The sequence below is a fragment of the Candidatus Kinetoplastibacterium crithidii genome, from assembly GCA_027557655.1.
GTDB lineage: Bacteria > Pseudomonadota > Gammaproteobacteria > Burkholderiales > Burkholderiaceae_B > Kinetoplastidibacterium > Kinetoplastidibacterium crithidii_C.
In genome coordinates this window covers 438209-449724 of the sequence record CP064915.1, presented here as the reverse complement: position 1 = coordinate 449724, position 11516 = coordinate 438209, and the positions used below count along the sequence as shown (strand labels likewise).

At 27.8% G+C, this 11516-nt stretch carries 8 protein-coding genes; 6 read left to right on the top strand and 2 right to left on the bottom strand.

The window, feature by feature from the left end:
• Nucleotides 1-34 precede the first annotated feature (34 nt).
• Nucleotides 35-2713, top strand: coding sequence for a DNA polymerase I (gene polA / locus I1N47_02115; GenBank protein WBF65241.1), 2679 nt, complete (start codon nt 35-37; stop codon nt 2711-2713).
• A gap of 29 nt (nt 2714-2742) precedes the next feature.
• A complete protein-coding gene (locus I1N47_02110) occupies nt 2743-3537 on the top strand; it encodes a ZIP family metal transporter (GenBank protein WBF65240.1) in 795 nt (264 codons plus the stop codon).
• 36 nt (nt 3538-3573) lie between these two features.
• Here the strand turns inward: I1N47_02110 and I1N47_02105 are convergent, their stop codons facing one another.
• Complete coding sequence (locus tag I1N47_02105) at nt 3574-4218, bottom strand: epoxyqueuosine reductase QueH (GenBank protein WBF65239.1); 645 nt, start codon at nt 4216-4218, stop codon at nt 3574-3576.
• Between the two features lie 29 nt (nt 4219-4247).
• Entirely contained in the window at nt 4248-5504 is a 1257-nt protein-coding gene (gene rho / locus I1N47_02100) for a transcription termination factor Rho (protein ID WBF65904.1), read from the bottom strand.
• Between the two features lie 605 nt (nt 5505-6109).
• Between rho and I1N47_02095 the strand changes: the two genes are divergently transcribed.
• The 4 genes from I1N47_02095 (at nt 6110) to I1N47_02080 (ending at nt 11496) form a co-directional block, all read left to right on the top strand.
• Nucleotides 6110-7114: a 2Fe-2S iron-sulfur cluster binding domain-containing protein gene (locus I1N47_02095; protein ID WBF65238.1), complete on the top strand. Its 1005-nt coding sequence runs from the start codon at nt 6110-6112 to the stop codon at nt 7112-7114.
• A 26-nt stretch (nt 7115-7140) separates the two neighbouring features.
• Nucleotides 7141-8403 (top strand): D-amino acid dehydrogenase, encoded by a 1263-nt coding sequence (locus I1N47_02090; protein ID WBF65237.1) that lies wholly within the window; start codon nt 7141-7143, stop codon nt 8401-8403.
• 185 nt (nt 8404-8588) lie between these two features.
• Nucleotides 8589-11225: an alanine--tRNA ligase gene (gene alaS, locus I1N47_02085; protein WBF65236.1), complete on the top strand. Its 2637-nt coding sequence runs from the start codon at nt 8589-8591 to the stop codon at nt 11223-11225.
• Between the two features lie 7 nt (nt 11226-11232).
• Nucleotides 11233-11496, top strand: coding sequence for a sulfurtransferase TusA family protein (locus I1N47_02080; GenBank protein WBF65235.1), 264 nt, complete (start codon nt 11233-11235; stop codon nt 11494-11496).
• Nucleotides 11497-11516: the final 20 nt, after the last annotated feature.

Genomic DNA, 11516 nt, shown 5'->3' with positions numbered 1-11516 from the left:
TTAGATATTGTATCTTAATAGACTATAAGAATTTATGAGTGAATCTTTATTATTAGTTGATGGTTCTAGTTACTTATATAGGGCCTTTTATGCTTTGCCTGAATTAAGAAATTCTAAAGGAGATCAAACAGGTGCTATATATGGGATAGTTAGCATGCTCAAAAAGTTGCTTTCAAAATATGAAACTACTTATTTTGCTTGTGTTTTTGATGCTCCGGGTAAAAATTTTAGACATGATATATGTAGTACATATAAATCAAATCGTCCATTAATGCCTCAAGATTTAATAAGTCAAATAGATAAGATTTATCAAATAATTCAATCCCTAGGATTACCTATTATTAGTATAAAAGGTGTTGAAGCTGATGATGTGATTGGTACAATATCAGATTTGTTTTCTAAAAAGTATGATTGTCAAGTTATTATTGCTACCGGTGATAAAGATTTAGCTCAATTAGTAAATAAAAAAGTTCGATTAGTTAATACAATGAATGAAGAGATTCTAGATGAATTAGGTGTTTTAAAAAAATTTGGTGTAGAACCTTCTTTAATTGTAGATTATTTAATGTTAGTAGGTGATTCTGTTGATAATATACCTGGGGTCGCAAAAATAGGTCCCAAAACTGCATTAAAATTATTATCAGAATTTGGTACTGTAGAAAATATTATTGCTTCTGCTGACAAAATTACAGGTGCTATTGGTAAGAATATTAGAGATTTTATCCCTAATTTTACTACTACGAGAAAATTACTGACAATAAAACGTGATTGTAATTTATATCCTTATTTTGAAAAAATAGAAGACTTGAAAAAAAAAGATGTAGATACTAATTCTTTAAAAGAGTTATACGAGAGTCTTGATTTTGTTTATTGGTTATCTGATTTGGAGCATAAAGAAAATCTATTAGGTAGTTCTTTAAAAGATACAGAAATTGAGTTAAAAAAATGTATAGTGGATTCTGAAAATAATTTATCTTTGTTAATAAAAGAATTAAGTAAATCAGAAATTATTACTATTGACCTTCATGGTAATGATATTTCATCATTACAAACAATTTGTTTTTTAGTTAATTCAGTAGTTTACTATATACCTTTATATAAATTATTATCAGGCTGTATAACTAAAGATTATCTTATATCAAAATTAAAATTTTTCTTAGAAGATCCTAATAAATATAAAGTGACATATGATTTAAAAAAAGTATTACATTTTTTATATAAAGAAAATATTCATCTAAAAGGTGTAGTAGATGATGTTATGCTAGAAGCTTATGTCTTAGATTCACGTAATAATGATAATTTATATAAATTAATAGATAATTTTTTAAATTATAAATGTATTACTTATGATGAAATATTTGGTAAAGGTTCGAAATTAAAATTAATAGAAGATATTCCAATAGAAGATGCTGTTAATTTTTTTTCTCAAAGAGTTACTTCTATTAGTCAGTTAAATTCTTTATTTAAGCATAAATTATCCCAAGACTCGAAGTTAGAAGAAATTTATGATATAGAAAAAAAAATAGCTGTCATTTTGCAAATTATGGAAACTTATGGTGTAAAGATAGACTATTTGAATTTACAAAACCAAAGTAATTTTTTAGGAAAAAAAATTATAAGTTTAGAAAACGAAATATATTCATTATCTGGATGTAAGTTTAATATTAATTCTCCTAAACAATTAGGAGAAGTGCTTTTCCAATTTGTTGGTCTACCTATTATTAGTAAAACAAATGCAGGAATCCCTTCTACAGATGAAAAGGTTCTTAGTAAACTTTCGAAAGATTTTAGACTAGCTAGATTAGTTTTAGATTATCGTACTCTTGCTAAATTAAAATCAACATATACAGACAAACTCCCAAAAATGATAAATAGAGAAACTGGTAGGTTGCATACTACTTATTCTCAAGTTTCTGTAATTACTGGTAGATTATCTTCTTTCAATCCTAATTTACAAAATATTCCTATTCGTACAGAAGAAGGTAAATTAATTAGGGAGGCTTTTATAGCTGAGAATAATAATATATTAGTTTCAGCTGATTATTCTCAAATAGAACTTAGAGTAATGGCTCATGTGTCAAAGGATTATAATCTACAATTGGCTTTTCAAGAAGGGAAGGATGTTCACATATTTACAGCATCTGAGATATTTGGTATTTCTGTTGATAATGTTTCTGAAGAACAAAGAAGAATAGCCAAAACTATTAATTTTGGATTAATTTATGGCATGAGTGCTTTTGGTCTTGCATCTAATCTAAATATTGATCGTATCTCGGCACAGAATTATATTAATAGATATTTTGATCGTTATCCTGGAGTATTAAATTATATTAATTTAATTAAAGAAAAATATAATGATCTAGGATATGTAGAAACTGTTTTTGGAAGAAGACTATATCTTTCATCTTTATCTAATAAATCTTTTAGTAACAGGAAAGCTACAGATAGAGCTGCTATTAATGCTCCTATACAGGGTACAGCAGCAGACTTGATAAAGAAAGCTATGATTTCAGTCCAAGATTGGATATCCTATGAGAAGTTAACTTCTAAATTAGTTATGCAAGTACATGATGAATTGATTTTAGAAGTTACAAACTCAGAACTTTTAATTGTAAAAGAGATGTTGCCTACTTTGATGTGTAATGTTACTGAATTTGATGTTCCTTTAATAGTTGATTTAGGTATTGGTTATAATTGGTCAGAAGCTCACTAATTTCTTAATTATCTTAATAAGATTTATTTATGATATTTTTATATATTTTGATTTCTACCCTTTCCAGTGGTTTAATTGCTGTTGGTATAGCAAATTGGTTAACATATAATTTTTTTTCTAAATATCTTGATAGTATTGTTAGTATATCAGTAGGTATTTTTTTGTCAGTAGCTTTTTTGCATTTATTGCCTGAAGCTTATGATCATCTAAATAATGATGCTAATATTATTTTTATTACTATGTTAATATCAATAATATGTTTTGTAATTTTAGAAAAAGTATCATTATTAAGACATAATCATCACTATGAAGGTGATGGTCACCTTCATGGAAATGGTCATGATAAAAATGAGGCTGGTAGTGGAGGAATTATTATATTGATAGGTAGTTCATTACATAATTTTTCTGATGGTATAGTAATTGCTGCTTCTTTTTTAACTAACCCATTACTTGGCATTATTACTTCTTTATCAATAACAGTGCATGAGGTTCCTCATAAATTATGTGATTTTGTTGTTTTAAGAAATTCTGGAATTAACAGGTCTAAAGCATTAATAATGATTTTAACTTCTAGTTTTTGTTCATCAATTGGTGGATTTACTGGATATTTTATTTTGCATTCTGCGAGGCAATTTACACCTTTTGCTTTAGTAATTGCTGCTAGTAGTTTTATATATATAGCTATATCTGATCTTATTCCTCAGATGCATGAACATACTTATAAAAAAAGCCTTATGAATCATATTATTGAACTATCATTGATTTTTATAGGTATATTATTTATATTTTACTTAACAAAAGTAAGTCATTATTACCATTGCTAACTTATAAAACTCTATTTATTAGAAATATGTATTATTTTAATTTTTATAAAATTTCTCACCTATTTTTATTCTATCAAATCCATGTTCTCTTCTCGCTTTGTTAGTATCTCTTAATGAATATACACAACCACAATATTCTTGTTGGTAAAATTGTTCTCTTTTACTTATGAATATCATTCTTTGTGATCCACCTTTTTTTCGCCAATTATAATCCCAATAAGTAATATCATATTTAGAAGCAGCTTTTATTCCTGATCTGTTTATTTGATTAAAATCCTTCCAACGAGAAATTCCTAGAGAACTGGTAATAGTATCGAATCCATGCTCATAAGCATATAAAGCTGTTCTTTCGAAGCGCATATCAAAACATACTGTACAACGCTCACCTCGTTCTGGACAATGTTCTAATCCCTTAACCCTTAGAAACCAATTGTCTGTATCGTAGTCAGCATCTATAATTTCTATATTATATTTATTAGCTATTCTTATGTTTTCTTGTTTCCTAATTTCATATTCTTTTTTTGGATGTATATTCGGATTATAAAAAAATATCGAATATTTAATATTTGACTCAATCATTGCCTCCATTATTTCACATGAACATGGAGCACAGCATGAGTGTAATAAAACTTTATTACAGTTTAAAGGTAAATCTATTATAGGTCTTGGTATAAATTCCATAAATTTTTATTTTATATATTATTAATTTTTTATCTTTTCATCATTTCAAAAAAATCTAAATTTGTTTTTGTGGAGCGCATTTTATCTAGAATAAATTCTATTGCTTCTATATCATCCATATCATGAATAAATTTTCTTAGAACCCATATTTTTTGTAGTATATCTTGTTTAACTAATAGTTCTTCTCTTCTTGTTCCTGATTTATTTAGATTGATAGCAGGGTAAACTCTTTTTTCTGCCATTCTTCTTTCTAAATGAATTTCAGCATTACCAGTTCCTTTAAATTCTTCATATATTACTTCATCCATTCTACTTCCAGTATCTATTAAGGCCGTTCCTAGTATAGTTAAAGAACCACCTTCTTCTATATTTCTAGCTGCTCCAAAAAATCTTTTTGGTCTGTGTAGAGCATTGGCATCTATACCGCCTGTAAGAACTTTTCCCGAAGAAGGAATTACAGTATTGTATGCTCTAGCTAATCTAGTAATAGAATCTAGTAATATAATCACATCTTTTTTCATTTCTACAAGTCTTTTTGCTTTTTCAATTACCATTTCTGCTACTTGTACATGTCTATTTGCAGGTTCATCAAAAGTTGAAGCTACCACTTCACCCCTGACTGTGCGTTGCATCTCAGTTACTTCCTCAGGCCGCTCATCTACTAATAAGACTATTAAAGTTGCTTCTGGCATATTTGATGCAATAGCATGAGCTATATGTTGCATCATTATAGTTTTTCCAGATTTAGGGCTTGCTACTATTAATCCTCTTTGTCCTTTACCTATAGGTGAGAATACGTCTAATATTCTTCCTGTAAGATTTTCTTCACTTCTTATTTCTCTTTCTAATTTTATATTTTGGCAGGGATGAAGTGGAGTAAGATTTTCAAACATAATTCTATGTTTTACAATTTCTGGTGATACACCATTAACTTTTTCAACTTTAACCAATGCAAAGTATCTTTCACCTTCTTTTGGTGTTCTTACTTCACCTTCTATAGAATCACCAGTATGTAAGTTCATTCTTCTAATTTGAGAAGGTGATATATATATATCATCTGTGCTTGCTAAATATGATGTTTCTGGTGATCTTAGAAACCCAAAACCATCTGGAAGTACTTCTAATACGCCATCTCCAAAAATTTGTTCACCTTGTTTTGCTCTTTTTTTCATTATAGCAAACATTAATTCTTGTTTTCGTAGACGATTGGCATTATCAATTTCTAAATTGGAAGCAATTTCTAATAGCTGTGATACATGCAAAGTCTTTAGTTCATTTAAATGCATTTTTTTGATTATTTGAGTGTTTTTCTCTGCTTTTCTATGTATTTTCATAAAAAACTTGAATTTTTTACGTTTTAATATTGATAATAAATAAAAGAGTCTGAGTTTGATTTTTAATAAGAATATTTGTGGTTATTAAGTTTTTTGATTTGTTTAGATTTTTATAAAAATCTATAAAACTACATAATTCAATATATTTTGACATTACTTATGTTTAATGAAATTTTATCAGTATTTTATTCATAGTCAATAATTTACTATGATAAATTTTAAAACTTATTTGATGCTCTACTATACTTATATATAATAAAGAATGATTATTACAATTAATAAGTAACCTATGTTTGACTATTATAATGATAAAACACGGCATATATATTACTGTTGTTTTATGTTAATAATATTTAATTGTAAAATATTATTAAATTGCCATAATAGTCTATTCTTTTTATTTAAATAGTTGTTTTTTTTGTTGGCATTACTAATAAAATATTATTCTAGTGCTTGTTTTAGATTATGATTTTAGATTCAAATAAATCTTATTGACATTAATTATTGATTCTTAATATCTTCATAATTATTGTATATTTTACAGTGAGTTTTGTGGCATGAGTTTTTATATTTCGATAAAGCCTGGAAAAGAATATTTGGTAGTAAAAAAGAATCAATCAATCCTAGATGCAGCTAAGGAGCAACAAATTACATTACCACATAGTTGCAGTAATGGAAAATGTTCTAGATGCAAGTGTAAAGTTTTATCTGGTTCCTTTGAAATATCTAATTATTTAAGTAAGGCATTAACTGAACAAGAAAAATCAAACAACATGATTCTAACGTGTAAAACATATCCATTATCAGATATGGTTATACAATATGATAGTCTAATTGACAAGTCTTCATCTTTTAAAACTGTAGGGAAGGTGATTTCTATAGAAAAAAAGACTGTTGATGTAATAATTCTTAGAATCAAAATTCCATTGGAAGAACGGTTTTTATTTAAACCAGGACAATATGTAAATTTTATATTAAAGAATGGCGAAAAACGCAGTTATTCTATAGCAAATTCTCCTTTTATAGATAAATATCTAGAGTTTCATATAAGACATTTTTTCGGTGGTCTTTTTACTGATCAGTTATTTGGATTAACTAGTAGTCATTTGAGAGAAGATGATAATATTTGTTTAGAGGGGCCTTTTGGAAGTTTTATTCTTCAAGACAAATCGAAGAGTCCAATTATTTTTTTAGTAAGTGGGACAGGTTTTGCTCCAATAAAATCAATGATGGAGTATCTCATAAGAGAAAATATTTTTTCTCAATCTATATATTTATATTGGGGTGCTAGAAAATTATCAGAGATATATATGCATAATTTGGCAAAATACTGGGATTCTTCAATTATAAATTTTAAATATAGTCCTATCTTCATAGATCAAAAATCGGAATCTATGGCTCATATTTCTAAATATGTTATGCAAGATTTTAAAGATTTATCAGATTTTCAAGTATATGCATGTGGTTCTAATATCATGATTGAGTCTGCAAAGGAAGATTTTGTTATGAAATATAGATTGCCAGTAAATGAGTTTTATTCAGATGCATTCATTTCAACCTAAATATTTATTAGGAGAATTTCTTTTGTATGAAAGTAGCTATATTAGGTAGTGGGATTCACGGTGTGTCTAGTGCATGGTGGATATCTCAGTCTGGAATTTCTAAGGAAATAGTAGTTATTGATAGGCTTTCTAAATCTGCTTTGGATACTAGTTTTGCTAATGGAGGTCAAATCTCTGTTTCTTATGCAGAGCCTTGGGCAAATTTTAGTAATTTATTAATATCGCTAAAATGGATTCTTAGAAAGCGTAGCCCTATAACTTTTCGACCTAATCTTGATGTTAATCAGTGGAAATGGTTTCTATATTTTATTAAAGAATGTATGCCTCATAATGTTATTCGTAATATGGAATATATGATTAATTTGGCAAAATATAGTAGAGATGTTCTTAAGAATGTTCGTGATGAGTTACATATAGAATATGATTATCTTGATAAAGGTATTTTGAGTTTTTATACTAATCAAAATGAATTCAAAAAAGCCCAGAAAACAGCCGATATTATGCAAAAAATGGGGGTGCATAGAAAATCATTATCTGTTGATGAAATTATTAATATTGAACCAGCTTTATCTAGTATTAAAGATAGTCTAGTTGGTGGTTATTTTACAGAAGATGATGAAAGTGGTGATGCACGTAAATTTACACAATCATTAGCAGATTTGTGTTCAGAAAGATCAGTGCAGTTTAAATATAATCACAATATAAATAGACTTATATATAATAATGGTAGAATAACTAGCGTTGAATTAGTAGATCAAGATGGATATTTCAAAAATATAGATGCTGATATATTTGTGGTTACTTTAGGTAGCTATAGTCCAATTTTATTAAAACCGTTAGGAATTAAACTTAATATTTATCCTGCTAAGGGTTATTCTGCTACTTTCCCTGTTATAGATAAAGAAAAAGCTCCATATGTTAGTTTGATAGACAATGCTGATAAATTAGTATTTTCTCGTTTAGGTGATCGTATGCGTATAGCTGGTTCAGTAGATTTTTCAGGTTATTCCAGATCTTTAAATAATATTGATTGCAATTTTTTATTAGAAAAAGCAATGGAGATGTTTCCTAATTCATTGGATTTTGAAAACGTATCTTATTGGTCAGGATTAAGACCTGCTACTCCATCTAATGTCCCTATTATAGGTAAAACTAAAATTGACAATTTGTATATAAATTCTGGACATGGGCCTTTAGGATGGACTATGGGAATGGGTTCAGGTAAAGCTTTGTCAGATATAGTGAATGGTAAAAAACCTAATTTTAAATTTCCATTTTTAGGCATTTAATATAATTAAAATGGTACTTTGCAATAAAAATATTATAATATTGAGCCATTTATTTATAATAATCTATTCATTATAAATAAATTGGTTTATATTTTATTTTTATTATTCTTATTAAGTTATTAAAAATTGACTTTTCAGCCATATATTATAGCTTAATTAAATTTTCTTAATATTTTTATTTTTTAATGAAAACATCAGAAATCAGGACTAAGTTTTTAAAATTTTTCGAATCGAAAAATCATGTTATTTTGCCTTCTTCTTCTTTAGTACCTATTGATGACCCAACTCTATTGTTTACAAATTCAGGAATGGTGCAATTTAAAGATATTTTTTCTGGAAAAGAGAAAACTAAGTACAAGAGGGTAGTGACTGCTCAGCGTTGTTTTAGAGCAGGGGGTAAACATAATGACCTTGAAAATGTTGGCTATACAGCTAGACATCATACATTTTTTGAGATGTTAGGTAATTTTAGTTTTGGTGATTATTTTAAACGTGAAGCAATTCATTATGCATGGGAATTGCTTACAAAAGTATATAAACTACCATCTAATAAATTATTTATCACTGTTTATCATGATGATGATGAAGCTTATGATATTTGGCATAGTGAAATAGGTGTTCCTAATAGTTTAATATCTAGAATTGGTGATAATAAGGGATCAAAATTTGCATCTGACAATTTTTGGCAAATGTCTGATATTGGCCCTTGTGGACCTTGTTCAGAAATTTTTTATGATCATGGACCTAAATTTCATGGTGATCCTCCAGGTATTAGTGACGTAGAAGGTGATAGGTATGTTGAAATATGGAATCTAGTTTTCATGCAATTTTATATCGACAAGGCGCAGAAAATTTCTCGTTTACAGATTCCATGTATAGATACTGGTATGGGTTTAGAAAGAATTGCAGCTGTTCTACAGAATGTTCATTCAAATTATGATACAGATTCCTTTAGAAAGTTGATATCTGCAACTGCTTCAAAAATTGGAATTAAAGATCATTCTAATAATTCATTGAAGGTTATATCTGATCATTTACGTGCAGCTGTTTTCTTGATTGTTGATGGAGTATTACCAAGCAATGATGGTCGTGGTTATGTATTAAGACGCATTATAAGAAGAGCTTTGAGACATTCTTATAAATTAGGGCATACTGGTTCTTTTCTATATAAACTTGTTCCTGATCTTATTTTAGAAATGAGTGATGCTTATCCTGAGATAAGTAAGAAATCTGATTATGTCTCTAAAATTATTTTGCAAGAGGAAGATCGTTTTAGTGATACACTTATTCATGGAATGAAGATATTGAATTCTGCTATTTCTAAAATTAGTTATGGAAATAAATTAGATGATGATACTGTGTTTTCTTTGTATGACACTTATGGATTTCCTGTAGATTTAACAGCAGATGTATGTAGAGAAAAAGGTATTTCAATCGATTTAAATTCTTTTGATAAACATATGAATTCTCAACGTAATAAAGCTAGATCATCAGGTAAATTTAAATTAAATATTTATAGTAGTTTGGATTATGGTGATTTTGTTTCCGAATTTTACGGTTATGAAAAATATAAATTAGAGAATTCAAAAATATTAGCTATTTATGTAAATGGTATTCTTGTAAAGAAGGTAGAGAAGATTCAAGAGGAAGTTTGTATTATTTTGGATAAAACGCCATTTTATGCAGAATCAGGTGGCCAAGTAGGCGATTCTGGTGTCTTAAAAAACAATGAAGCCGTTTTCATAGTTAATAATACATTTCTTGGAAATAAAAATGTGTTTGTTCATAGTGGTATTTTAGAAAATGGTATATTACAAGTTGGTGATATAGTATCTTCTAGCGTTGATAGGACAAGACGTTTGAACATTTCTAAAAACCATTCTGCAACACATTTAATGCATTTCGCTCTTAGGGAAATATTAGGTTCTCATGTTCAGCAAAAAGGTTCATTGGTAGATCATGAGAGAATTAGATTCGATTTTACACATGATTACGCACTTTCTTATTCACAAATTTCTCAAATAGAAGAAATAGTTAATTATTATATTATTTTAAATAGTGATGTGCTTACTGATATCATTCCATATGAAAAAGCTATAAGTAGTGGAGCTATAGCTTTATTTAATGAAAAATATTCTAGTAAAGTAAGAGTTGTTTCTATTGGTCCTTCTGTCGAATTATGTGGTGGAACACATGTTGTTAAAACTGGTGATATTGGTTTTTTTAAAATTATTACTGAAAGTTCTATTTCTAATGGTGTCAGAAGAATTGAAGCTTGTACTGCATTAAAAGCTGTAAATTTTGCTAGCAAACAAAGTTTACTTTTACATGATATTTCCAAAATGTTTAATTCGAGTCATGGTGAACTATTAGATCGAATATCCCAACATAATGATTATGTTAAACATAAGGAAAAAGAAAATCTTTCTTTGCGTAAAAAATTGGCTGCTAGTATTGTAGAATATATTTGTATAGATAATATTGATAATAAAGATGATATCAATATTATTTCCTATTTTTTTGCGGATCTTGATAAGTCAATATTATTAGATATTATGGATTTTATAAAAAATAGATTTGAAAAAGTAATAGTTGTACTGAGTACTAATGAGGTATCTAGCGGAAAGGGGATTTTGGTTTGTGGTGTTTCTAGCAATATTAAAGAAATTATAGAGGCTAGTGAGATAATGAATTTTTTTGCATCTTGTGTTAAAGGCAAAGGTGGGGGGCGTGCAAATACTGCTACTGGAAGCACTAATTATATTGAATTGTTGCCTAATGGTATTGAAAATACAAAAAAATGGATATTGAGTAGGATTTAATAATGCTATGAATTCTAAAGAAAATAAAGAGTTAGAATTTGATTCTTGTATTGATGCAAGAAGTTTGAATTGTCCATTACCTATATTAAAGACAAAAAAAGCTTTATCAGAAATGAAAAGTGGGCAAATTTTGCGTATAATAACCACAGATGTTAATGCAAATGATGATTTTAAGATTTTTTCTAAACAAACTGGAAATATTATTATTATGCAACGCAAGAGTTTTATAGATAATTTGGAAGTTACAGAGCATTTTTTACAAAAAAGATAAATTTTATTTTGCAAATTTGC

What these genes read in the sequence shown, in the direction of transcription:
- alaS (WBF65236.1), top strand. Translation starts at nt 8,589, where the DNA reads ATGAAAACATCAGAAATCAGGACTAAGTTTTTAAAATTTTTCGAATCG.
- polA (WBF65241.1), top strand. Translation starts at nt 35, where the DNA reads ATGAGTGAATCTTTATTATTAGTTGATGGTTCTAGTTACTTATATAGG.
- I1N47_02095 (WBF65238.1), top strand. Translation starts at nt 6,110, where the DNA reads ATGAGTTTTTATATTTCGATAAAGCCTGGAAAAGAATATTTGGTAGTA.
- I1N47_02090 (WBF65237.1), top strand. Translation starts at nt 7,141, where the DNA reads ATGAAAGTAGCTATATTAGGTAGTGGGATTCACGGTGTGTCTAGTGCA.
- I1N47_02080 (WBF65235.1), top strand. Translation starts at nt 11,233, where the DNA reads ATGAATTCTAAAGAAAATAAAGAGTTAGAATTTGATTCTTGTATTGAT.
- rho (WBF65904.1), bottom strand. Translation starts at nt 5,504, where the DNA reads ATGCATTTAAATGAACTAAAGACTTTGCATGTATCACAGCTATTAGAA.
- I1N47_02110 (WBF65240.1), top strand. Translation starts at nt 2,743, where the DNA reads ATGATATTTTTATATATTTTGATTTCTACCCTTTCCAGTGGTTTAATT.
- I1N47_02105 (WBF65239.1), bottom strand. Translation starts at nt 4,218, where the DNA reads ATGGAATTTATACCAAGACCTATAATAGATTTACCTTTAAACTGTAAT.